22 protein-coding genes are annotated in these 22,583 nt (G+C 62.4%); 6 read left to right on the forward strand and 16 right to left on the reverse strand.

Translation table 11 applies throughout. The features are described 5' to 3' along the window. Nucleotides 1-4: 4 nt before the first annotated feature. The 11 genes from flgK to flgB form a co-directional block, all read right to left on the reverse strand. Nucleotides 5-2,050 (reverse strand): flagellar hook-associated protein FlgK, encoded by a 2,046-nt coding sequence (gene flgK, locus F6X62_RS21025; RefSeq protein ID WP_112898870.1) that lies wholly within the window; start codon nt 2,048-2,050, stop codon nt 5-7. Between the two features lie 12 nt (nt 2,051-2,062). Further along, entirely contained in the window at nt 2,063-3,256 is a 1,194-nt protein-coding gene (gene flgJ, locus F6X62_RS21030; protein ID WP_065862064.1) for a flagellar assembly peptidoglycan hydrolase FlgJ, read from the reverse strand. 11 nt (nt 3,257-3,267) lie between these two features. Then, a complete protein-coding gene (locus tag F6X62_RS21035) occupies nt 3,268-4,377 on the reverse strand; it encodes a flagellar basal body P-ring protein FlgI (protein ID WP_065862324.1) in 1,110 nt (369 codons plus the stop codon). Nucleotides 4,378-4,389: 12 nt separating this feature from the next. Beyond that, complete coding sequence (flgH, locus tag F6X62_RS21040) at nt 4,390-5,085, reverse strand: flagellar basal body L-ring protein FlgH (protein WP_054891899.1); 696 nt, start codon at nt 5,083-5,085, stop codon at nt 4,390-4,392. Between the two features lie 60 nt (nt 5,086-5,145). Further along, entirely contained in the window at nt 5,146-5,931 is a 786-nt protein-coding gene (gene flgG / locus F6X62_RS21045) for a flagellar basal-body rod protein FlgG (RefSeq protein WP_063545695.1), read from the reverse strand. A 48-nt stretch (nt 5,932-5,979) separates the two neighbouring features. Beyond that, the gene (locus tag F6X62_RS21050; RefSeq protein ID WP_054891901.1) at nt 5,980-6,720 is read right to left on the reverse strand and encodes a flagellar basal body rod protein FlgF; all 741 of its coding nucleotides are present in this window, start codon (nt 6,718-6,720) and stop codon (nt 5,980-5,982) included. 209 nt (nt 6,721-6,929) lie between these two features. Further along, complete coding sequence (locus F6X62_RS21055; RefSeq protein WP_054891902.1) at nt 6,930-7,112, reverse strand: hypothetical protein; 183 nt, start codon at nt 7,110-7,112, stop codon at nt 6,930-6,932. A 72-nt stretch (nt 7,113-7,184) separates the two neighbouring features. Continuing rightward, complete coding sequence (flgE, locus tag F6X62_RS21060; protein WP_063545696.1) at nt 7,185-8,543, reverse strand: flagellar hook protein FlgE; 1,359 nt, start codon at nt 8,541-8,543, stop codon at nt 7,185-7,187. 30 nt (nt 8,544-8,573) lie between these two features. Beyond that, nucleotides 8,574-9,260, reverse strand: coding sequence for a flagellar hook assembly protein FlgD (gene flgD / locus F6X62_RS21065; protein ID WP_063545697.1), 687 nt, complete (start codon nt 9,258-9,260; stop codon nt 8,574-8,576). 16 nt (nt 9,261-9,276) lie between these two features. Continuing rightward, nucleotides 9,277-9,720, reverse strand: coding sequence for a flagellar basal body rod protein FlgC (gene flgC, locus F6X62_RS21070; protein ID WP_054891905.1), 444 nt, complete (start codon nt 9,718-9,720; stop codon nt 9,277-9,279). A gap of 2 nt (nt 9,721-9,722) precedes the next feature. After that, a complete protein-coding gene (flgB, locus tag F6X62_RS21075) occupies nt 9,723-10,130 on the reverse strand; it encodes a flagellar basal body rod protein FlgB (protein WP_054891906.1) in 408 nt (135 codons plus the stop codon). A gap of 341 nt (nt 10,131-10,471) precedes the next feature. On the opposite strand from flgB, the gene F6X62_RS21080 reads away from it, so the two are divergent. Continuing rightward, entirely contained in the window at nt 10,472-13,081 is a 2,610-nt protein-coding gene (locus tag F6X62_RS21080) for an autotransporter outer membrane beta-barrel domain-containing protein (RefSeq protein WP_153774599.1), read from the forward strand. Between the two features lie 115 nt (nt 13,082-13,196). On the opposite strand, the gene cheR is transcribed toward F6X62_RS21080, so the two are convergent. Together cheR and F6X62_RS21090 are read right to left on the reverse strand one after the other, a co-directional pair. Further along, nucleotides 13,197-14,024, reverse strand: a complete 828-nt coding sequence (cheR, locus tag F6X62_RS21085) for a protein-glutamate O-methyltransferase CheR (protein ID WP_054891907.1) — start codon at nt 14,022-14,024, stop codon at nt 13,197-13,199. A gap of 49 nt (nt 14,025-14,073) precedes the next feature. After that, entirely contained in the window at nt 14,074-15,003 is a 930-nt protein-coding gene (locus F6X62_RS21090) for a chemotaxis protein CheV (RefSeq protein ID WP_063545699.1), read from the reverse strand. 67 nt (nt 15,004-15,070) lie between these two features. Here F6X62_RS21090 and flgA point away from each other — a divergent pair, with 67 nt between their 5' ends. The 4 genes from flgA (at nt 15,071) to F6X62_RS21110 (ending at nt 17,676) form a co-directional block, all read left to right on the forward strand. Beyond that, nucleotides 15,071-15,823, forward strand: a complete 753-nt coding sequence (gene flgA, locus F6X62_RS21095) for a flagellar basal body P-ring formation chaperone FlgA (RefSeq protein ID WP_153774600.1) — start codon at nt 15,071-15,073, stop codon at nt 15,821-15,823. A 199-nt stretch (nt 15,824-16,022) separates the two neighbouring features. Then, nucleotides 16,023-16,337, forward strand: coding sequence for a flagellar biosynthesis anti-sigma factor FlgM (flgM, locus tag F6X62_RS21100; protein WP_153774601.1), 315 nt, complete (start codon nt 16,023-16,025; stop codon nt 16,335-16,337). Between the two features lie 46 nt (nt 16,338-16,383). Further along, on the forward strand, nt 16,384-16,851 hold the full coding sequence (locus F6X62_RS21105) for a flagella synthesis protein FlgN (protein ID WP_054891911.1): 468 nt from the start codon (nt 16,384-16,386) through the stop codon (nt 16,849-16,851). A gap of 81 nt (nt 16,852-16,932) precedes the next feature. Continuing rightward, a complete protein-coding gene (locus F6X62_RS21110) occupies nt 16,933-17,676 on the forward strand; it encodes a flagellar brake protein (protein ID WP_054891912.1) in 744 nt (247 codons plus the stop codon). An 88-nt stretch (nt 17,677-17,764) separates the two neighbouring features. Here F6X62_RS21110 and F6X62_RS21115 read toward each other — a convergent pair whose 3' ends face one another. From F6X62_RS21115 to bkdR, 3 genes are all read right to left on the reverse strand, one after another. Further along, on the reverse strand, nt 17,765-19,105 hold the full coding sequence (locus F6X62_RS21115; protein ID WP_063545702.1) for an MFS transporter: 1,341 nt from the start codon (nt 19,103-19,105) through the stop codon (nt 17,765-17,767). A 126-nt stretch (nt 19,106-19,231) separates the two neighbouring features. Beyond that, nucleotides 19,232-20,473, reverse strand: a complete 1,242-nt coding sequence (locus F6X62_RS21120) for a glutamine synthetase family protein (RefSeq protein WP_178117576.1) — start codon at nt 20,471-20,473, stop codon at nt 19,232-19,234. Nucleotides 20,474-20,666: 193 nt separating this feature from the next. Beyond that, nucleotides 20,667-21,152, reverse strand: coding sequence for a Bkd operon transcriptional regulator BkdR (gene bkdR / locus F6X62_RS21125; RefSeq protein ID WP_054891915.1), 486 nt, complete (start codon nt 21,150-21,152; stop codon nt 20,667-20,669). Nucleotides 21,153-21,349: 197 nt separating this feature from the next. Here bkdR and F6X62_RS21130 point away from each other — a divergent pair, with 197 nt between their 5' ends. After that, nucleotides 21,350-22,582 (forward strand): 3-methyl-2-oxobutanoate dehydrogenase (2-methylpropanoyl-transferring) subunit alpha, encoded by a 1,233-nt coding sequence (locus F6X62_RS21130; protein ID WP_063545704.1) that lies wholly within the window; start codon nt 21,350-21,352, stop codon nt 22,580-22,582. Nucleotide 22,583 lies beyond the last annotated feature (1 nt).

Consider the following 22,583-nt stretch of genomic DNA (forward strand, 5'->3'; position numbering starts at 1 on the left):
CTCCTTAAAGGCTGTTGATCAAGGTGGCGAAGGTTTCCTGGGCCGCCTTGATGATTTGCGACGACGCGGTGTAGTACTGCTGGAACTTGATGAGGTTGCCGGTCTCTTCGTCGATCGACACCCCAGAGACAGCGTTGCGCCCATCGAGCGCCGACTTCTGCAGGGCATTGGTGGCGTCGGAGTCCATGCTTGCCTGGCCGGCCTTGCCGCCGACGTTGGACACGAGCTTGGCGTAGGCATCGGTCATGCTGATGCCCTTGCCGTCGGCGCCGACTTCCACGGTGGACTTGGTCTGCAGGTCGATCACCGACTTGGCGTTGCGGTTATCGGACGAGCCTGCGCCGGTCAGCGAGACGGTGAAACTGTCACCGTTCTTCGGCGCGCCCGCGACGTCCATCTCGAAGGTGAACGAGCGCTGGGTGGCGCCGTCCATGATCGGGTTACCGGCGCCATCGACCATCGGCACCGAGAGCTGCAGCTTGTTGCTCTGGCCGGGCACGATGGTGCCGGTGCCGATGGAGTTGCCCTTGGCGTCGTACAGGGTGTAGCCCTGGGGGGACGCGGAGTCGTCGCCGAACACCAGCTTGACCGGGGTCGAATACTTTAGGCCGGTCTGCAACTGAGTACGATCGGTGGCGTTGTAGATGTCCAGCTTGGAGGTCAGGTTCGGCTGGGTGATCTGCCCGGTGCCCTTGTTGCCCGAGCCGCTCACTGCACCCAACGGCGCGGACAGCGCCAGGCGCTTGGGATCGGTGAGCACCGACTCGATACCGGCTGCGGCGTTGCGGGTCGGGGTGATCTTGAAGCTGTCACCAGCGGCAACGGCGCCACCATTGAGCGAGAGGCTGAAGCCATCGATCACTTTCGGTGGGTTGTCGTTAAGGTCGAAGTTGCCCATGTCGGTGCCTTCGGGCAGCTTGCGCACGTTGTAGCCGGTGGCACTGGTGAAGGTCACCTGGTAGTCGCTGGTGCCGAGCTTACCGGTGTCCTTGATGGTCACATCGAGGTTGCCGGAGCCTGCACTGTTGCCTTGGCGGGCGATACTGCGCTCGCTGATGGCCTTGGCGCTGTTGATGTCGCCGAACAGCAGCGCGCCGAATTCACCATTCTTGTCGACGCCCTGGCCGAGCTGGCTGTTGATCGCATCGGACACCACCAGTGCCACCCGGCCCAGCTCGTTGAGCGCAGGGTCCAGGGTGTCCTTGCGGTAGCGCAGCAGGCCACCGAGCTCGCCACCGGTGGTGGTGTCGGTGATGTCCATCTTGGTGCTGCCGCGGTTGATCATCAGGCTCATGCGCGTCGGATCGTTGCGGTTTGGCGCGACCTCGAGGGTCTGGGTGGTCTTGCCCAGCACCAATGCCTGGCCGTTGGGCAGGTAAATGTCGTAGTTGCCTTCGCGCTCTACCACCTGGCTGCCGATCAGCTTGTTCAGTTCGCGCACGGCGCCGTCACGCTGGTCGAGCAGATCGTTCGGCTGGCCCTGGATCGCCGACACGCGCGAGATCTGGTCGTTGTACTGGGCGATGGTCGAGGTGAGCTTGTTCACCTGATCGGCGATCGACGCCATGTTGGCGTTGATGTTGCTGTTCTGCTGATTGAGTTGCGTGGACAGGGTGTTGAAACGCTTGGCCAGCGATTGCGCGCTGGTCAGCAGCAACTGGCGAGAGGCATCTTCGTTGGGCTTGGCCGCAGCGTCCTGCATGGCGGTGAAGAAGCTTTTCAGGGCAGCCGTGATACCGGTGTCAGCGCTCGACAGGGCAGTGTCGAGCGGATTGATCTGGTTCAGGTACGAGTTGGCATCGCTGGACAGCGAGGTGGTGGTGCGCAGCTGGTTCTCGAGGAACGAGTTGTACACCCGGCGCACGTCGGCCAGCGTGGTGCCGCTGCCGATGAAGACGTTGCCGTTCTGCTGCGAGCCTTTGGTCTTCTGCACGTTCTGCTGGCGCGAGTAACTGTCCACATCGGCGTTGGCGATGTTGTTACCCAGGGTGTACATCCCCGACTGCGCGGCACCCAGCCCCGACATGCCAATATTGATCAAGCTCGCCATGATTCGCTGCCCTTAAAGTTGCGTGGTGGTCCCGAGCATTGCGTAGCTCGTGTCCGACTTCATCTGTCTTGCGATCTGCGAGATCTTGCTGGCGTAGTTCGGGTCGGTGGCATACCCGGCCTTCTGCAGCTCTCGCACAAACTGTTCTGGGTTATCGGCCGCCTTCACCGCATCTTGATAGCGCGCGTTGTTCTGCAGCAGGCTGACCAGGTCGTGGAAACTGTCCTGATAAGAGTCGTAGGAACGGAACGCGGCCGTCTCCTTGACGAACTGACCGTTGCGGAACTCGCTGGTGATCGCCCTCGCCTCGCCACCCTGCCAATTGCCGGTGGCCTTGATGCCGAACAGGTTGTGGCTGCTGCTGCCATCGGTGTTGCGCATGACCGATTTGCCCCAGCCGGTTTCCAGGGCGGCCTGGGCCACCAGGTAACGCGGGTCGATACCGATGCGCTTGGCGGCCTGCTCGGCCATCGGCAGCATGGTGGCGACGAACTCGTCGCTGTCGGCGAAGGCTTTCTTCGGCGCCAGCGGCGGCTGGGCCACCGCGCGCCCGAGAATCTGCATGCCACGCCCTGGCGCGGCGAAGGCCTGGGCCGGCTCCCAGTCACCGGTGGCCACGCCACCGGGCGGGATGTCGCCACGGCCCGGCAACGCCGCGGTGTTGGTCGCCGCAGGATTGCCCGCCGACGGCACGATGCCGGCGAGCAGACGGTCGGTGAGCTTGCCCGGCAGCGCCAGACGCCGCGCATTGAGCGCCGCAACGTCGTTGCGGGTGGACGTCGATTCGGTGGCGTGGGCAGGTGCGACCACTTTCGTGCCCCACAGCGCCGGCGCATTGCCGTCGATACGCGGGAACGGACTGGTGTTCGGGCGCACACCCTTGTTCTTCGACAGCTGACGCACCAGTACGTCCTGCAGGCCGATACCGCCGCCTTCACGGGACATGCTCACGGCCAACTGCTGGTCGTACATGTCGCGGTACTGCTTGACCGTCTCGGTATTCATCGGATCGTCGGCAGCCAGCACATCGCCGGCCTTGCGCGAGGCCTTGAGCATTTCGCCGATGAACAGCGACTCGAACTCCTGGGCCACCTTGCGGATGTTGGCATCGCTGTCACGGTCCCCGTGCTTGAGCGAGCTCAGACGGTTGAGGTCGGTGTAGGCGCCGCTGTCGGCGGAACTTGAAACCAGGCTCTTCGGATTCATCGCCAGCGTCCTCAGATCACGATCAGGTCGGCCTGCAAGGCGCCGGCCTGTTTCAGGGCTTCGAGGATCGCCATCAGGTCGCCCGGTGCCGCGCCGACCTGGTTCACCGCACGGACGATTTCATCCAGCGTGGTCCCCGGGCCGAACTTGAACATCGGCTTGGCTTCCTGTTGCGCATTGACCCGCGACCGTGGCACCACGGCAGTCTGACCGTTGGAGAACGGCCCCGGCTGACTGACGATCGGGTCTTCGGTGATGGTCACGGTCAGGCTGCCGTGGGTGACGGCGGCCGGCGATACCTTGACGTTCTGGCCGATGACGATGGTGCCGGTACGCGAGTTGATGATGACCTTGGCCACGGCCTGGCCCGGATCGATCTCCAGGTTCTCGAGGATCGACAGGTAGTCGACCCGCTGGCTCGGGTCCATGGGCGCGGTGACGCGCACCGAACCGCCGTCCAGCGCCTGGGCAACGCCCGGGCCGAGCAGTTCGTTGACCTTGTCGACGATGCGCTTGGCGGTGGTGAAATCAGGACGGTTGAGGTTCAGGGTCAGGCTGTTGCCCTGGTTGAAGCCGCTCGGCACCGCTCGCTCGACCGAAGCGCCGCCAGGGATGCGACCGGCCGACGGCACGTTGACGGTGATCTTCGAGCCATCGCGACCTTCGGCATCGAAACCACCGACCACCAGGTTGCCCTGGGCAATGGCGTAGACGTTGCCATCGATCCCCTTGAGCGGGGTCATCAGCAGGCTGCCGCCACGCAGGCTCTTGGAGTTGCCGATCGAGGACACGGTGATGTCGATCACCTGGCCGGGCTTGGCGAAGGCCGGCAGGTCGGCGTGCACCGACACTGCAGCGACGTTCTTCAACTGCACGTTGCCCGAACCTGGCGGTACCTTGATGCCGAACTGCGACAGCATGTTGTTGAAGGTCTGCAGGGTGAACGGGGTCTGGGTGGTCTGGTCACCGGTGCCGTTGAGCCCGACCACCAGGCCGTAGCCGATCAACTGGTTGGCGCGCACGCCGGAAATGCTGGCGATATCCTTCAGGCGCTCGGCGTGGGCACCGAACGCGAAGGACAGGAGCAAGGTCGCGGCAATCAACTGCCTGGCGTTGAACATGGTCATCCGTACTCAGAAGGGCCAAAGCGGGCTCATGAAGAAGCGGTCCAGCCACCCGGGCTGGCTGGCATCGGCGAAGGAGCCGGTGCCCGAATAGGTAATGCGCGCGTCGGCCACTCGCGTGGACGGCACGGTGTTGTCGGTGGCGATATCATCGGCGCGGATCAGACCAGCGATACGCACCAGCTCTTCGCCGGTGTTGAGGGTCATCCACTTCTCGCCGCGCACGGCGATGATGCCGTTGGGCAGTACATCGGCCACCGTCACGGTGATCGAGCCGGTCAAGGTGTTGCCCTGGCTGGCCTGGCTGGCACCCTTGGTGGCACGCTCGCCCTTGTACCCCGCGTTGAGCGACAGGTCGCCGCCGCCGAACGGGTTGTTGGTGTTGGGGGTGGTGCCGAACAGCGAGGTCAGGCCGATATTGGCGTTGCTGTCCTTCTGGATCTGGGAACCGGCGTTCTTGCTCGCCGAGGTACGCTCGTTGAGGGTGATGGTGATGATGTCACCGACACGAAACGCCTTGCGATCGCCATACATGTTCTGCTCGAACCCGGCCTGGTAGATCGAACCGTTGTTGGCCGCCGACGGCAAAGGTGTACGCGGCAGTACAGGCGCGTAGTACGGGTCGTTGGGCTTTGCCGTCGGCGCAACGCAACCGGCCAGCAACACAGCCCCTCCCAGGGCGACGACGGACAACAGACGATTCATGACGCTTACCTCACGGTGTAACAGGCGCTGCAACAGCGGCCGGGTAGCTAGAGCCAGGACTTACAGTTGCTGGGTGACGAACGACAACATCTGGTCGGCGGTGGAGATGACCTTGGAGTTCATCTCGTAGGCGCGCTGGGTGGTGATCATGTTCACCAGCTCTTCGACGGTGCTGACGTTGGAGTTTTCCAGGGTCTGCTGCAGGGTGGTGCCGAAACCGTTCAGGCCCGGGGTACCGACCTGCGGCGCACCGCTGGCAGCGGTCTCGAAGAACAGGTTGTTGCCAATCGCCTGCAGGCCGGCCGGGTTGATGAAGTCCGCGGTCTGGATGTTGCCGATGATCTGCGCGGCCGGGTTGCCGGTGGTGGTGATCGACACGGTGCCGTCCTGGCCGACGGTGAAGGTCTGCGCCTCCGGTGGCACGACGATGGCAGGCTCCAGGGCGAAACCGTTGGCAGTCACGACCTGGCCATCGGAGTTCAGGTGGAAGGTGCCGTCACGGGTGTAGGAGACAGTGCCGTCGGGCTGCAGGACCTGGAAGAAACCACGACCATTGACCGCGAGATCCAGCGGGTTTTCGGTGGTCTGCAGGCTGCCGGTCTGGAAGTTCTTCTGGGTGCCGACGATGCGCACACCGGTACCGACCTGCAGGCCCGAAGGCAGCTCGCTATCCTGGGTCGACTGGGCACCAGGCTGGCGCTTGGTCTGGTACAACAGGTCCTGGAACTCGGCACGGTCACGCTTGAAACCAGTGGTCGAGACGTTGGCCAGGTTGTTGGAGATGACCGTCAGGTTGGTGTCCTGTGCGGACAGGCCGGTTTTAGCGACCCAGAGAGCCGGAAGCATTTAGTGTTCTCCTCGTGCGCCTGTTTTACGGCACTCGTTCAAAAGTGATTAGCTGATTTGCAAAACCCGAGCCATGGCTTCGTCGCCCTGCTCGGCTGTTTTCATCATCTTGACGTGCAGCTCGAACTGGCGAGACAGGGCCAGCACCGAGGTCATCTCTTCGACGGCATTGACGTTGCTGCCTTCGAGGAAGCCCGACACCACGCGGACATTGACGTCCGCATCGGCCGGCTGGCCGCTGTTGGTGTGGATCAGGCCGTCGAGGCCTTTGCTGATGCTCTTGATGTCGGGGTTGACCAGCTTGATCCGATCGACCTCGGCCATGACGCGCGGGTCTTCGCCCATGGCGCGGATGCTGATGGTGCCATCGTCACCGACCTCGACCTTCTGCTCGGGCGGAATGGCGATCGGGCCACCGTTGCCGATCACCGGCATGCCATTGCCGGCGCGCAACACGCCGAGGGCGTCAATGTTCAGGCTGCCGGTGCGTACGTAGGCTTCGCTGCCATCCGGGGCCTGCACGGCGATGAAGCCATTGCCACTGACCGCCACGTCCAGCTCGCGACCAGTCTCGATCATCGGGCCTGCGGTAAAGTCGGTGGCAGGCCGCTCGCTCATGGCGAAGGCACGCGCCGGAAAGCTGTCGCCGAACACCGGCATCGAGCGCGCCTGCTCCAGGTCACGCTGAAAACCAGTGGTGGAAACGTTCGCCAGGTTGTTGGCGTGGGCCTTCTGTGCCACCGCATTCTGGGCGGCGCCGGTCATGGCCACGTAAAGCATCTTGTCCACAGTCATCCTCCGCTGCACTGGCGATCGATTGCCGCTCACCGTTGCTGTGCAGGCTGTAAAGCAAGTTCCGAACCAACTTTCTCCAAGGCAAGAAAAAGCCCGTGAATACGGGCCTTTAGCGAATTTCATCGAGGGTGCAACGTCGGTTATCCGGCGCTGCTTTGCCGCTGGCGGCAAGGGGGTGCCAAAGTTCAGCAATAGCAGTGTTGCTAGTCGCGACACCCGCCATTGTTGTAAGGCCCGGCAAAGCGCTTCCAGCCCTCCCCCGGCGACCACTGCGAACACACCAGTCGCCCATCCACCTGACTTTCCCAACGCCACCACGGCGCGGTACCGGCCTGGGCCTGGAGCAGACACAGCGCCGCAAGCAGCGCGACAGCCAACTTTTTCATGATCCCTCCTGCAAAAACGACGAACCCCTTCACGGGAAAGGGGTTCGTCCAGACACGCTCAGCCAGCGACCATCAGGTCATCTGGATGATGGTCTGCATGATGGTGCTCTCGGTGGAGATGGTCTTGGCGTTGGCCTGGTAGTTGCTCTGCGCCTTGATCAGCTCGACCAGCTCCTGGGTCAGGTTGACGTTGGACGCTTCCAGCGAGTTGGACTCGACCGAACCGAGGGTGCCGGTCTTCGGCGCATCGATGCCCGGAATACCCGAGGAGAAGGTTTCCTTCCAACGAGTACCGCCAATCTGCTGCAGGCCCTGGTCGTTGGCGAAGCTGGCAATCGCAACCTGGCCGATGGCGCGAGACTGCTGGTTGCTGAAGCTTGCGAACATCACCCCGGTGGAGTCGATCGACAGGCTCGACAGGATGCCAGTGGCATAGCCGTCCTGGTTCTGCGACATGCGCGCGGTCTCGGTGTTGTACGAGGTGGTGCTGTTCATGGCCAGGCGCATGCCGTCGGCATTGCCATCCGAACCGTTGGCCGCCCAGTTGCCTGCGGCATCCTTCGCGGCCGGGATCCAGCCCTTGAGGCTGAAGGTGTTGTTGGTCACGCTCCAGTTGGCCGCCGGCACCGTGGTGTTGTCGGTGGTCATGGCCTTGATGCTGCCGTCGGAGTTGAAGGTCATGGTGCCGGTCAGCGGCGTGGTGCTGCCCGGGTTCAGCGGGTTGCGACCATCGACCAGGGTGTACATGGTCCACTCGTTGGTGCCGGTCTTGCGGTAGAACTGCTCCATGGTGTGCTCGTTACCCTGGCTGTCGTACACCTTGGTCGGGAAGGACTTGGTGTAGGTCGACTGGTCGGCCGGGTCGAACGGCTTGTTCGGCACCATCACCGGCGGGGTCGCGCCGTTGGACACTTCCAGCGGGATGGTGTCGGCGGAGGAGTTCAGGTTGATGCCCTGGTCGATCAGGGTGGTGGCCTTGGGGGCCAGCGCCGAGGTATCGATCTTCAGGTTGGTGAGGATGCCCTTCTGGATCTTGCCGGTGCTGTCGGCGGCATAACCTTGCAGGTTCAGGCCATCGGAGGTGACCACGTTGTTGTCCTTGTCGGTGCGGAAGGCACCGGCACGGGTGTAGGTCAGCGAGCCGTTGTCGGAGAGGACGAAGTAGCCCTGGCCCTGGATGCCCATGTCCAGCACGTTGCCGGTGTTGTTCACGTCACCCTGGGTGAACTGCTGCGACACCGCCGCCAGGCGCACACCGTTACCGACCTGGTTCTGGCCCACGCCCAGGCGGTTGGCACCGGCGTAGACGTCGGCGAACTCGGCACGCGACGACTTGAAACCTGTGGTATTGACGTTGGCGATGTTGTTGCCGGTAACGTCGAGTTGCTTGTTGGCTGCGTAGAGACCGCTAAGGCCGATATTGAAAGACATGCTTTGCTCCTTCTGCCGAACAGGCCGGCCTTAGATTCCGATGGTTTGTACTTTGGAGATGCCGACCTTGCCGATACCCGCCAGGTTGAGCATCATCTCGCCGCCAGTGCCGCCCACGGTGACACTGGTGACGGTGGCTGGCAGCAGCGTGTACATCTCCTGAGCCTTGCCATCGACGGTGGTCGTCGCGGTAAAGGTGTAATTGCCCGCCGCAACCTTCTCGCCCTTGTCGTTGGTGCCATCCCAGATGAAGTCGGCAGTGCCCTTCTTCTGTTCGCCCAACTGGATGGTCTTGACGACGTTGCCATCCTTGTCCTTGATCGTGACCTTGCCGCTCTCGATGTTCTGCGGCACCACGACCTGACCATTGAAGCTCTTGGTCGGATCGACCAACGCCTTGTCGTTCTGCACGATCACCGAGCGACCGACCAGCGACGACGCCTGCAGTGCCTGAGACGAACCCAGCGAACCGGTAATGGCATTGACCGACTCGTTGAGGGTCTGGATACCCTCCAGGCTGCTGAACTGCGCCAGCTGGGCAACGAACTCACCGTTGTCCTGCGGGTCGAGCGGGTTCTGGTGCTGCATCTGGGTGACCAGCAACTGCAGGAAGGCATCCTTGCCGAGCGCGTTCTTGTCGGTCGGCTCGCTGGTTGGCTTCTTGGTGCCGTTGCTAACACCAGAATTGGCGAGCACATCATTGATATTGACTGCCATGCGTTGCGCTCCTCAATCACTGACCCAGGGTCAGCACCTTCTGCATCATGGTCTTGGCGGTGTTCATCAGTTCGGCGTTGGTCTGGAACGCACGGCTGGCGGAGATCATGTCAGCCATTTCCTCGACCACGTTGACGTTCGGGTAGTAGACGTAGCCGTCCTTGTTCGCCGCCGGGTGATTGGGCTCGTAGCGGGCCTCCAGATTGCTCTGGTCCTCGATGATCCCCTTGACCTGCACACCCTGGCCGGCTTGACCCTGGTCGTCGAACAGCGACTGGCCGGCGCCGTTCTGGGCCTGCTCGAAGGTGGTGGCGAACACGGGGTGGCGCGCGCGATAGGTCTGATCGATGCTCGAGGAGACGGTCTCGGCGTTGGCGATGTTCGAGGCGACGGTGTTAAGGCGCGTGTTCTGCGCGCTCATGCCGCTACCGGCGATGTTGAAGACACTGGCAAGGGACATGGTCACTCTCCACGCAGGGCCGATACCAGCCCTTTGAATTTACTGTTGAGCAAGGTGAAGCTGGCCTGGAAGTCGATGGCGTTCTGCGCATAGTTCGACTGTTCGATCTGGGCATCGACGGTGTTCTGATCGATCGACGGCTGCATCGGCGTGCGGTACTTGAGGCTGTCGTCGGCCATGGCCAGGCCTTCGGCCTCGATGTGATGGCCGTTGGTGCGGGTCAGCGAGATACGCCCGTTGCTTTGTTTGTCTGCCTCGGCGGCAAGCACCGAGGAGAAGTCCATGTCACGCGACTTGTAGTTGGGCGTGTCGGCGTTGGCGATGTTGTTGGCCAGCACCTCGGCGCGCTGGGCGCGGAAGCCCAGTGCCTTTTCATGGATGCCGAGGGCCTTGTCGAAGCTGATGCTCATGTCGGGGAACCTTCGAAGGTTGACCAGCGTTGCGTTGGCCAAGCTATAGCAAGGCCTGTGCCAACAGGCGCAACCCCAGTAATACCGGGCATCGGCTGTATCAGTGAGCAGCGGCAATGCCAGAAAAGCGGCAAAGTGCTTCCGCCTGGTGGCGGGTGAGCGGCAATTGCAGAGCGGCAAAAGCGGCAATCCAAAAAATTGACGTCAACAGACCAGTGTTATTTTGCCATCACTACGAGTAGCATTCGCGACCGCGCAGAAATGTGGCATGAGGCCACTAGTTACGGTTTCAGGCACAGCATGGATGCGCACTGTCCCCATTGCCTTCCAAGGAAGAAACCGTGTCCCCGCTGACCTATCGCAAGACCCTGCTGGCCCTGGCAATTGCCGCCTGCGCCCTGCCTGCCCACGGCCAGACCGTCCAGCTTACCGATGCCGGCTTCACCTCAAGCCACCAGAGCTACGCGAATGGGCTCGAGTTCGGCGGCAGCTTCACCAATATTTCCCGCAGTGCGGTCGTGCTCGACGACGCCACCGTACAGGGCGGCTTGACCTTCAACAGCCCGGTCAACGACAACGACCGCACCTCCGTGGACATGGTCAATCGCAGCGATGCCCTCACCCTGCGCAACAGCCAGGTGACCGGCGACCTGGTGAACCAGGCCTTCGTCAGGAGCACCAGCCTCGATGGCAATGCGCTGAAAATCAGCAATACCACGGTTGATGGCAACCTGATCAACCAGGGCACGCTCCAGGCCGGCACTGGTATCGGCATCGTGAACCGACGAGAGGCCTACGGCATCAACCTGGCCAGCGCCACCGGCCAAACCACGCTGATCAAGGGCGACGTGGTCAATGCCCAGAATGCCAAGGTCCGCGCCTATGGCTACAACGCGATCACTCTCAACCTCGCCGGTGCCACCGTGCAGGGCAAGATCATCAACCGCGGCGCCATCGAAGGCAGCGGCCCCAATGCCATCAGCATCAACGCCACTTCGCGCGGCGGCGCCATTGGCATGCCAACTCGCCTGGACAGCATCGAAAACCACGGCAATATCGTCGCCAGCGATACCAACAGCCAGGCCATCGCGCTCGACGGTGCAACCCTGACCACCAGCCTCGGGCGACACATCGACAACCGTGGCTCGATCTACGCCCTGAGCGGCACCGGCATTCGCATCGGCGATGTCGCATACGACGCCCCCGGCCAGCAACCCTGGTATCGCGACCACGGCGACCTGAACATCTTCAACAGCGGCATCATCATGGCCCAGGTGGCCATCGACGCCAGCCACAGCAATCGGCCAGTCGAGCTCATCCTGCGCGAGGGCAGCCAGATCACCGGCATGCTGGACGGGCTGAGCAACATCGAGGTCGAAGGTGACAGCGAGTTCCAGGCCCACTACCTGCCCCACAGCACCCCGGACATCCGCCTCAAGTCCGGTGGCTGGATCGAAGTCGGCAACCTGAGCGACGACACCCGTGCAACCTTGTCACTGACCGCGGCCCGCACCGTGATCGACGGCAACCTGTCGATCGCCGGCAACTCGGCGCTGGGCCTGGAGCTGTCCAGCGAAACCGACCCGAGCGTGGCGGTACTCAAGGTCAGCGGCACCAGCAAGTTCGAACAAGGCTCGCGCATCGCCCTGCACGCCGACGAAGAGGACTTCCAGCCGTCCGGATCGCGCTACCTGCTGGTCGAGGCCGGCCAGGTACAGCTGGTGGACACTGCCGGCCACGACCTTGACCCCAACGGCATCCAGGTCACCAGCACCTCGGCACTGCTGCGCGTGCAGAGCAGCGCGGTGGAAGACAACAAGATCTACGCGCAAGTCACGACCAAGCCGGTCGACGAGATCACCGAAATCGTCAAGGAAGGCGGCGGCAACGGCAATGCCCAGGGCGCTATCGGCAACGCCATCAACAACGGCCTGCTGGCTCAACTGCCCAAAGGCGACCCGCTGCTGGCCTACGCCGCCACCGCCGACCAGGCCCAGGTCGCGAGACTGGCCCGCCAGCTGACCCCGGAAGTCAACGGCGGCGCCCGCCAGGCGGCTACCGGAAGCCAGCGCATGATCGGCAACGCCATCAGCAGCCGTGCCAGCAGCCTGCGTGGCGCCTCTTCGGGCGAAGGCTTCAGCCAGGCCGGCGTGTGGATTCAATCGCTGTACAGCGACGCCACCCAGAACAACCGTGACGGCGTGGCCGGTTACAACGCCTACAGTCGCGGCATTGCCGTCGGTGCCGATGGCAAGCTCAACGACCAGCTCACCCTGGGCCTGGCGTACAGCTTCCTGGACACCGACGTCAACAGCAGCAGTGGCAACAAGACTTCGGTAGAGAGCCATGCCTTCACCCTGTACAGCGCCTACACCCTGGGCAACTACTTCGTCGACGCCAGCCTGACCTACGGCCTGGGCGACAACGAAGGCAAGCGCGAGATCGCTGATACCCGAGCCAAGGCCGATTACGACAGCGACCAGCTGGCCGTGAACCTGGTCGGTGGCTACACCTGGCACATCAATCCGCAACTGCTGGTCGAGCCGCGTGTGGCCGCGCGCTACAGCCGTGTCGATATCGATGGCTACCGCGAGAAAGGCTCGTCCGCCGCGCTCAAGGTCGAAGATGAACGCTACGAAGCGCTCGAACTCGGCGCAGGTGTGCGGGTGGCGGGCAGCTATGCCATTGGCGTCGGGACCCTGGAGCCGCAGTTCAAGCTGATGGGCTACCACGACTTTGCCGCCGACCAGACCAACAGCACCTCGACCTTCCTGCTTGGCAACACGCCATTCGTGACCCGCGGCGCGAGTGCCGTGCGCAACAGCTACGAGGCGGGCATTGGAGCCGACTACAAGCTGGGTGCGGTAACCCTTGGGCTCAATTACGACTACGTGGGCAAGTCGGGCTTCAATGCCGATGTTTTCTCGGCGAAGGTACGGTACGACTTCTGATCGCAACCTCCAACGATCCTGACCTTGCCGCCTGAAGACAAAGGCACAGGCAAGGTCTTGTGTTCGCAGTCCCGAAAACGAAAAGGCCGGTATCTCTCGATACCGGCCTTTTCATTCACTTGGCCTGATAGATGATCCCCGGACTGCACTGAACCATCTGGTAATGATCCGGCAAGCCATTGAGCGCCTCCGAAGCCCCCAGGAACAGATACCCCCCTGGCTTGAGCGTCGCGTGGATACGCATGAGGATGTCTTTCTTCACCTGCGCGGAGAAGTAGATCAAAACATTGCGGCAGAACACGATGTCGAACTTGCCCAGCGCCGCATAGCTGTCGAGCAGGTTGAAAGAGCGAAACTCCACCCGACTGCGAATCGCCGGCTTCACCGCCCAGCGCCCCGGCCCTTTCGGGTCGAAGTAGCGCTGCAGGCGCTCCTGCGACAAGCCACGGGCAATCGCCAGGCTATCGTACTCACCGGTCTTGCAGTTATTGAGCATGGCGCCGGAAAGATCAGTAGCGACGATCTGCGCCCCCATCTTCAACTGGCCCAGGTTGCTGCGCTCGAACTCATCGATGGCCATCGAGATCGAATACGGCTCCTGCCCCGACGAGCAGGCCGCCGACCACATGCGCAGGCGCTGACCGGGGTTGCTGCGGATGAACTCGGGAATCACCTTGTTCTTCAGTACTTCGAACGGATAGGTGTCGCGAAACCACAGGGTCTCGTTGGTGGTCATGGCATCGACCACCTGCTCGCGCAGGCCACTGCGGGGCTGGGTCTGGATGCGCTGCACCAGCTCACCCAAGCTCTTGATGCCCTGTTGCTCCATCAGCTTGTTGAGACGGCTGGACACCAGATACTGCTTATTTTCGCCCAGCAGGATGCCACAGGCTTTCTCCAGGAATACCCGGAACTGTTCGAAATCCAAATTACCCGTAGACAATGCTGCCGCCTCTTTTCAATCACTTGCGCCGGGGCTTGCCCCAGCCGTTTCAATGCGTTGCCTTGATCCGATCGACTACGCGCTGGGCCAGGTCGTCCGGCTTGAACTTGGCCAGAAAGTCGTCAGCGCCAACCTTCTTGACCATCGCCTGGTTGAACACGCCCGATAGCGAAGTATGCAGGACGATGTGCAATTTTTGCATGCGCGGATCGTTACGAATCTCGGCGGTGAGGGTATAGCCGTCCATTTCCGGCATTTCAATGTCGGAGATCATCATCAGGAACTCTTCTTCCGGCCGCTTGCCCTCATCCACCAGCTTGCGCAGGTAGTCCAGCGCCTGGCGGCCGTCGTTGAGCGCCACCACCTCCACGCCCACGGTCTGCAGGCAACGGCTGACCTGCTTGCGCGCCACCGACGAATCGTCGACGGTCAGTACCCGCAGCAACACGGCCTTGTCCTGCACCTCGGCATCGACCACGCCGGCGGAGACCGACTCCGAGGACGGCGCCACTTCCGCAAGCACCTTCTCGACATCGACGATCTCGACCATGCGGTTATCTACCCGGGTGACCGCCGTCAGGTAGTGATCACGCCCGGTACCCTTGGGTGGTGGGTGGATCTCTTCCCAGTTCATGTTGACGATGCGCTCGACCGAATGCACCAGGAAACCCTGGGTCTTGGTGTTGTACTCGGTAATGATCACGAAACTGTTGCGGGTCTCTTCTTTCAGGCCCGGCAGCCCCGTCGCCATCGACAGGTCGAGGATGGGGATGGTCGCCCCACGAATGTTCGCCACACCGCGCACCACCGGATGGGACTTGGGCAACAGTGTCAGCTCCGGGCACTGCAGCACTTCCCGGACCTTGAACACGTTGATGCCGTAGAGTTGATCGCCATTGAGACGGAACAACAGCAGCTCGAGGCGATTCTGTCCAACCAGTTGCGTGCGCTGGTTGACCGAATCCATAACGCCAGCCATGCCAGACTCCTTCTATTTTTCTGCTCGCTTGCCAACAAGTCGGCACGGGCTTTGCTTTTTTGAGCGTATGTATACGAAAACGACATTTTTCCGACGACTGACGCGCCTTCTGGCCATCCCCCTGGCCATTGCATGCCTGATCGCATCCGGCGCCCGCACGCTGGCGGATTCGTTTACCTTGCCTGAACAGCTTATCGGTGTCACCCAAGGGTTTCTTGAATTCACCGTCGAAGACTACATGACGCGCACCCAGACCGTGGGGCGTTATGACATCCAGGTCAACAATCTTGACCCACGCCTGCGTATGCCGGTGTGCAGCCAGCAACTGGACGCCTCGCTGGAAAGCCCGGCACAGCCGCTTGGGCGAGTGACGGTGCGGGTACGTTGCGACGGTACTTCGCCCTGGACAGTGTTCGTGCCGGCACAGGTCAAGCTGTTTCGCGACGTGGTGGTCATGACCCGCCCGCTCAAGCGCGAAAGCGTGATCGGTGAAGGTGACGTGGCCCTGCGCGAGCGTGACGTCAGCACCCTGGGCCAGGGCTTTCTGAGCGAACTCGACCAGGCCGTGGGCATGAAACTGCTGCGCCCGACCGTCCTCGACCAGGTCCTGACGCTGCAGCAACTGGAACAGGCGGATGTGATTCGCAAGGGCGACCAAGTGGTGATCACCGCCCGCAGTGGCGGCCTGAGCGTACGCATGCCAGGCGAAGCCCTGAGCAAAGGCGGCCTGACCGAACAGATCCGCGTGCGTAATCTCAACTCCCAGCGCGTGGTCAAGGCCACGGTGGTCGGGCCGGGCCAGGTCGAAGTGGCGATGTAGAAAGAAGCCGCCGGCGGATCCTCGCCGACGAAATATTGCAGGGCCCCGGGACTGGCGGCGATGAACCGCTTTTCCTAAACTGTGTCAGAAATCGGGATACGCGGGTTTGCTGACGGACGGCAAAACATTTGTGCCTAAAGTTTGTTTCGGGTTAGCCGAAACAAAGGCAAGCGTCCTATTTACCCAGAGGTTTCTGATCATGGTCATCGACTTCAGTCGTTTGAATAACTCTCCGTCCATAACGGGCGGCGTTCGCGGCAATGCCACATCGGGCAACACCGAAAAAACCGGTGCTGCCAGCGATGCAGGCAAGCCTGCCAGCGTCAGCGGAGAAGCGGTACACCTCAGTCAAGAGGCCCAGCAGTTGCAGAAGATCAGCGACAAGCTGCGCGATCAACCAGCAGTCGACAGCGCCCGTGTGGCCCAGTTGAAGCAGGCGATCGCAGACGGCAGCTACCAGGTCGATGCCGGCCGGGTCGCCAGCAAACTGCTTGATTTCGAAGCGCAGCGCTAACCTTACGGTGCGCTGACTTCCAGGACGCCAGAGCCAAGAGCCAGCCATGCACGACACCACACTGCTGCAACTGATCGAAGACGACATCGCGCCGACCCAGGAACTGCTCGACCTGCTCCAGAAGGAAACGGTCGCCCTGCACGGTCGGGACATGCAGGTGCTGGAGACCATCCTCGCCCGCAAGCAATCGCTGATCGTCTTGCTCGAGCAGCAGGGCATGCGGCGCAATCACCTGCTCAACGGGCTCGGCCTCAGCGCCGACCGGGCAGGTGTGCAGGCCGTTGCTGCACAATCGCCCAACGGCGAGATCATCCTGCAGCAACTCGATGTGCTGACCCAGTTGATGGACACCTGCCAGAAGGTCAACGAGACCAACGGCCGGGTCATCCAGGTGCAACAGCACGCCACGGCCAACCAGATCAGAATCCTCAACGGCGGCGACTCTCCGTCGCTGTACGATAGCCGTGGCACCACCTCCCCCATGGACAAGCCCCGGGCGATCAGCCAGGTGTGATTATTCCTATTCAAGGCACGGAACATACTGGCAAAATGCCGTTACTTGCGTGTGTCGTTTTTGCCTGGAGATTGATTACCCGTGTTCAATGAGTCCGATGCTCCTCAGCCACCAAAAGTGCTGACCACTCCTCTGGAGATTTCGGCGAACCTGCGCCAGCTGATGGACAGCCACGATCCGCTGATCATCAGCTTCCATGAGCGCAGCCAGCGCTTCCAGAGTTACGTGGTACAGGTGGACCGGGACGCCAACGTTCTGGCACTGGACGAAATGATCCCGCGTGATGGCGAGAAATTCATCGAGAACGGCGAACCCTTCCGTGTCGAAGGTTTCCACGATGGCGTACGCATTGCCTGGGAGTGCGATACTCCGCTGACCATCGGCGAAGTCGATGGCCACCGCTGCTACCGCGGCCCGCTCCCCACCGAAATGACCTACCACCAGCGCCGCAATGCGTTCCGCGCAGCGCTGAAACTGTCGCAACTGGTCGACATCATCCTCGACGGCACCCACCTCAAAGGCAACGGCGCGCTGCGCGGCAAGCTGCTCGACGTGTCCGCCACCGGCTGCAAGCTGCGCTTCGACGGCAATGTCGAAGACCGCCTGCAACTGGGCCAGGTGTACGAGCGCTTCAAGGCGGCCAATCCCTTGGGCCTGACCGACGTCATGGTGGAATTGCGCCACCTGCACTTCGAAGAGCGGATCAACACCACCTTCGCCGGCGTGCGCTTCCACAACCTGAATGGGCAAAGCCAGCGCAAGATCGAGAGCTTCGTGTATCAGTTGCAGCGCGAAGCACGGCGGTTCGACAAGGACGACTACTGATCGTCCAGCTCAAATGAAAAACGCCACCGATCGGTGGCGTTTTCGTTCTGGTCCGTGGGGCCCCGCGACAGGGCCGGCACAGCCTGCGTCAAACCGACTTGTCTGCCTCGGCCTGCGGCGCCTTGGCAGCTGTGTCCTTCTCTTCCTCGGCCTCGGTATCCTCCGCCGCCACCGGCGCCTGCATCACGTCCTGCACGGTCTGCTCGTCGACCCGCGGGTCGAGCGCAGCCGACAGAGGCGAACCTGCCGCCGGCATAGCCACGTGGCCCAGCGGTGCATCCTGCACCTGGTGCAGCCCGGTGACCGCCTTCGGCCGAATACGCCACACCAGCACCAGGGCAAAGAAGGTGAAGAAGGCATAGAGCATCTGTGCGCCCAACGCCTTCATCAGAACGCCCGCCACCAGCGGACCGATGCTCGCACCCACGCCATAGGTGACCAGCAGCATCGCCGTCAGCGATACCCGTCGCTCGCTTTCCACGTGGTCATTGGAGAACGCCACGGCCAATGGGTAGAGGCAGAATTGCAGCAACGAAACGATGAAGCCTGCCGCGAACAACAACTCCAGCGGCACACTGGGCAACAGCGCCAGCGGCAGCGAAACCACCGCCAGGCCGATCGATACACTGCGGATCAGCACTGCTCGATCGTAACGATCCGACAGCCAGCCCAGAGGCCACTGCACGAGAAGCCCGGCAAAAATACAGCAACCCATGAACAGACCGACCTGCTCGGTGCTCAACCCCTGGCGCGCCGCATACAGGGGGGCCAGACCATAGAAGGAGCCGACGATCAGGCCCGCGCCAAGCACAGTACTCAACGACTGCGGTACCCGCTTGATGAAGAACTTCGGCTCCATCGGCGCCGGCCGCAGCGGCGCCGGGTGAATGCGCCGGGTCATCGCCACCGGCACCAGGCACAGGGCGAAGCACATGGCGACCAGCATCAGCAGCTCAGGCCCCAGTGCCGGATGCACCACCAGGATCAACTGACCCAGCACCAACCCGAGGTAGGACGCGATCATGTAGCCGCTGAATACCGCACCGCGCTGCTTGGCATCGGCCTGTTCGTTGAGCCAGCTCTCGATGACCATGTACTGGCACATCATGCCCAGGCCCACGATCATCCGCAGGCCGATCCAGGCGGGCACGAAGTTGGTCATCCCATGCCCGAGCACCGCCGCGCCGACAATGCCGGCACAGGTGGCATACGCACGAATATGCCCGACCCGGGCGATCAATCGGTGACCGACCTTGCCGCCCACTGCCAGGCCGAAATAGTTGGCCGCCATCAGCGCACCGACCCAGAGGCTGTCGACATGGTCGGCAGCCAGGCGCAACGCCAGGTAGGTACTCAACAGGCCTGAGCCGATCAGCATCATCAGGGCGGCAAAGTACAACGAGCGAAATGACTTCCAGATCTGGCGCATGCGTCCCCGCGGGCTCCTTGGGCAGGTGTGGTGCTGCTGGCAAGCATAAGGGCAATTTCCCGGACGCGGGCCCCTGGCAATGAAAAAAAGCCAGGAGCGGCGCGCCGGGCAAAGCTTCTGTCGCGATCAGGCCTGCGCGGCCAGCACCCTACGCTCCCACGGCGTGATCTCATTGAAGAAATCCGTCAATTCCAGGGTCTTGGTGGCGACGTAGCCTTCGATGAACTCCTCGCCAAACAGTTCCCGCGCCAACGTGCTGCGACGCAAGCGCTCGATCCCCGCGTGCAGCGTGCAGGGCAGACTCAGGTGCTCGGGCACCACGAACTCGCCCTGGATCGCCGGCGTGGGTTGCAGCTTGCGCTCGATACCCTGCAGCCCGGCCGCCAGACTTGCGGCGATCGCCAGGTAAGGGTTGGTGTCGGCGCCAGGCAGGCGGTTTTCCACACGTCGCGCCACCGGCGAACTGGCCGGGATGCGCAGGCCGGCAGCGCGATTATCCTCTGACCAGCAAGCATTGTTCGGCGATGCGTACGGGTGGCACAGACGCTGGTAGGAGTTGACGTTGGGCGCGAACAGCGCGGTGAAGTCGGCCATGCACGCCTGCAAACCGCCGATGAAGTGATGGAAGGTGTCGGTTGCCCTGCCCTGTTCGTCACTGAACACGTTACGGCCGGTGCCGATCTCCACCAGGCTCTGGTGGATGTGCATCGAACTGCCAGGGGTATGTGCCAGCGGCTTGGCCATGCAGACCACGGTCAAACCGTGCTTGAGCGCAACCTCCTTGAGCAGGTGCTTGAACAGGAAGGTCTGGTCGGCCAGCAACAGCGGATCACCGTGCAACAGGTTGATCTCGAACTGACTGACGCCCATCTCGTGCATGAAGGTGTCGCGTGGCAGGCCCAGTGCTGCCATGCATCGGTAGACCTCGCTGAAGAAGGGGCGCAGGCCATTGTTGGAGCTGACGCTGAAAGCCGAATGGCCCAGCTCGCGACGCCCGTCCCTGCCCAGCGGTGGCTGGAACGGCTGGCCCGGATCACTGTTCGGGGCGAACACGAAGAATTCCAGTTCGGTGGCCACCACCGGCGCAAGCCCCAGCGCCGCATAACGGGCGATCACCGCCTTGAGCAGGCCACGGGTCGAAAGCCCCGAGGGCGTGCCATCGAGCTCGACCGCATCGCAGATGGCCAGCGCCCGTGGGCTGTCGCTCCAAGGCAGGACATGGGTTTGCCCAGGGTCGGCAACCAGCGCCAGGTCGCCGTCATCGCTGCCGTAGAACCTTGCCGGCGGATAGCCGCCCATGATGCATTGCAGCAGCACGCCACGCGCCATCTGCAGGCGCCGGCCTTCGAGAAAGCCTTCGCCGGTCATTACCTTGCCGCGCGGGACACCGTTGAGGTCGGGGGTGACGCATTCGATTTCGTCGATGCCGGTCAGGCGCTCGGTCGTCATGACGCTGGTCCTTGTTGTTGTAGGCATGCCGCGAACGGCGACAGCCACAACATAGGCCGGGGGTGTTTAAAATATCAAGCACCCTGTAGAGCGATAGGGCCTGAACTGACAACTACTCGCGCAAGGTCATGCCATTGGCCGGTAACGGCAACGCGGTCTTGTAGCGCACCTGCTTCAGCGCAAAGCTGGAGCGGATATTCGCCACCCCCGGCAGCCGCGTCAGGTAATCGAGAAAGCGCTCCAGCGCCTGGATGCTCGGCAACAGCACGCGCAGCAGGTAATCCGGATCGCCCGTCATCAGGTAGCACTCCATCACCTCGGGTCGCTCGGCGATCTCCTCCTCGAAGCGATGCAATGACTGCTCCACCTGCTTCTCCAGGCTGACATGGATGAACACGTTGACATCCAGGCCCAGCACTTCGGGCGACAACAAGGTCACTTGCTGGCGGATGACCCCCAGTTCCTCCATCGCCTTGACCCGGTTGAAACAGGGCGTCGGCGAGAGGTTCACCGAGCGCGCAAGCTCCGCGTTGGTGATCCGTGCGTTCTCCTGGAGGCTGTTGAGAATGCCGATATCGGTACGATCAAGTTTACGCATGAGGAAAATTCACCTGTTTCTTGTGTTTATTCAGAATGTTTATCTGCGCCACGCGATAAAGGCAATGAACTTGAGAGAAAAATTCTTCGGCCCAGCCTCTAAGATGTAAATGACGCTGACCTACCAGTCACAAGCCAGTAGGCAGCGGCGGCCGCTTCAGAGCTCACAAAAACAACATTCGAGCGAGCGTAAAAAGCATGAACGAGTACGCCCCCCTGCGTTTGCATGTGCCCGAGCCCACAGGCCGGCCAGGCTGCCAGACCGATTTCTCCTACCTGCGTCTGAACGATGCCGGTCAAGTCCGTAAACCACCTATCGACGTAGAGCCCGCCGACACTGCGGACCTCTCCTACAGCCTTGTGCGTGTGCTCGACGAGCACGGCAATGCTGTCGGCCCCTGGGCCGAAGGCATCGACCCGCAGGTGCTGCGCCAGGGCATGCGCGCCATGCTCAAGACGCGCATCTTCGACAGCCGCATGGTGGTCGCCCAGCGCCAGAAGAAGATGTCCTTCTACATGCAGAGCCTGGGCGAGGAAGCCATCGGCAGCGGTCAGGCATTGGCCCTGAACCGCACCGACATGTGCTTCCCCACCTATCGCCAGCAGAGCATCCTGATGGCCCGCGACGTGTCGCTGGTGGAAATGATCTGCCAGCTGCTGTCCAACACCCGCGACCCGCTCAAGGGCCGCCAATTGCCGATCATGTACTCGGTGCGCGAGGCGGGCTTCTTCACCATCAGTGGCAACCTGGCGACCCAGTTCGTGCAGGCGGTCGGCTGGGCCATGGCGTCGGCGATCAAGGGTGACACCAAGATCGCCTCGGCCTGGATCGGTGACGGCGCCACTGCCGAATCCGACTTCCACACTGCCCTGACCTTCGCCCACGTCTACCGCGCCCCGGTGATCCTCAACGTGGTCAACAACCAGTGGGCGATCTCCACCTTCCAGGCCATCGCCGGTGGCGAGTCGACCACCTTCGCCGGCCGCGGCGTGGGCTGCGGCATCGCCTCGCTGCGGGTCGACGGCAACGACTTCATCGCGGTGTACGCCGCCTCGCGCTGGGCCGCCGAACGTGCCCGCCGTGGCCTGGGCCCGACGCTGATCGAATGGGTCACCTACCGCGCCGGCCCGCACTCCACCTCGGACGATCCATCCAAATACCGCCCTGCCGACGACTGGAGCCACTTCCCGCTGGGCGATCCGATCCTGCGCCTCAAGCAGCACCTGATCAAGGCCGGCCACTGGTCCGAAGAAGAGCACCAGGCCGTCAGTGCCGAGCTCGAAGCCGAGGTGATCAAGGCACAGAAGGACGCCGAACAGTTCGGCACCCTCGCCAATGGCCATATCCCCAGCGCCGCCTCGATGTTCGAGGACGTGTACAAGGAAATGCCCGATCACCTGCGCCGGCAACGCCAGGAACTGGGGGTTTGAA

The sequence above is a fragment of the Pseudomonas sp. MNR3A genome (assembly GCF_009650575.1).
Lineage (GTDB): Bacteria > Pseudomonadota > Gammaproteobacteria > Pseudomonadales > Pseudomonadaceae > Aquipseudomonas > Aquipseudomonas machongensis.

Excerpts from the sequence above, each read along its gene's own strand:
- flgK (WP_112898870.1), bottom strand. The coding sequence starts at position 2,050 with ATGGCGAGCTTGATCAATATTGGCATGTCGGGGCTGGGTGCCGCGCAG.
- F6X62_RS21115 (WP_063545702.1), bottom strand. The coding sequence starts at position 19,105 with ATGCGCCAGATCTGGAAGTCATTTCGCTCGTTGTACTTTGCCGCCCTG.
- flgE (WP_063545696.1), bottom strand. The coding sequence starts at position 8,543 with ATGTCTTTCAATATCGGCCTTAGCGGTCTCTACGCAGCCAACAAGCAA.
- flgD (WP_063545697.1), bottom strand. The coding sequence starts at position 9,260 with ATGGCAGTCAATATCAATGATGTGCTCGCCAATTCTGGTGTTAGCAAC.
- F6X62_RS21090 (WP_063545699.1), bottom strand. The coding sequence starts at position 15,003 with ATGGCTGGCGTTATGGATTCGGTCAACCAGCGCACGCAACTGGTTGGA.
- F6X62_RS21130 (WP_063545704.1), top strand. The coding sequence starts at position 21,350 with ATGAACGAGTACGCCCCCCTGCGTTTGCATGTGCCCGAGCCCACAGGC.
- flgM (WP_153774601.1), top strand. The coding sequence starts at position 16,023 with ATGGTCATCGACTTCAGTCGTTTGAATAACTCTCCGTCCATAACGGGC.
- flgJ (WP_065862064.1), bottom strand. The coding sequence starts at position 3,256 with ATGAATCCGAAGAGCCTGGTTTCAAGTTCCGCCGACAGCGGCGCCTAC.
- flgC (WP_054891905.1), bottom strand. The coding sequence starts at position 9,720 with ATGTCCCTTGCCAGTGTCTTCAACATCGCCGGTAGCGGCATGAGCGCG.
- bkdR (WP_054891915.1), bottom strand. The coding sequence starts at position 21,152 with ATGCGTAAACTTGATCGTACCGATATCGGCATTCTCAACAGCCTCCAG.
- flgA (WP_153774600.1), top strand. The coding sequence starts at position 15,071 with ATGTATACGAAAACGACATTTTTCCGACGACTGACGCGCCTTCTGGCC.
- flgB (WP_054891906.1), bottom strand. The coding sequence starts at position 10,130 with ATGAGCATCAGCTTCGACAAGGCCCTCGGCATCCATGAAAAGGCACTG.
- F6X62_RS21105 (WP_054891911.1), top strand. The coding sequence starts at position 16,384 with ATGCACGACACCACACTGCTGCAACTGATCGAAGACGACATCGCGCCG.
- F6X62_RS21035 (WP_065862324.1), bottom strand. The coding sequence starts at position 4,377 with ATGTTCAACGCCAGGCAGTTGATTGCCGCGACCTTGCTCCTGTCCTTC.
- flgG (WP_063545695.1), bottom strand. The coding sequence starts at position 5,931 with ATGCTTCCGGCTCTCTGGGTCGCTAAAACCGGCCTGTCCGCACAGGAC.
- F6X62_RS21055 (WP_054891902.1), bottom strand. The coding sequence starts at position 7,112 with ATGAAAAAGTTGGCTGTCGCGCTGCTTGCGGCGCTGTGTCTGCTCCAG.
- flgH (WP_054891899.1), bottom strand. The coding sequence starts at position 5,085 with ATGAATCGTCTGTTGTCCGTCGTCGCCCTGGGAGGGGCTGTGTTGCTG.
- F6X62_RS21120 (WP_178117576.1), bottom strand. The coding sequence starts at position 20,473 with ATGACCGGCGAAGGCTTTCTCGAAGGCCGGCGCCTGCAGATGGCGCGT.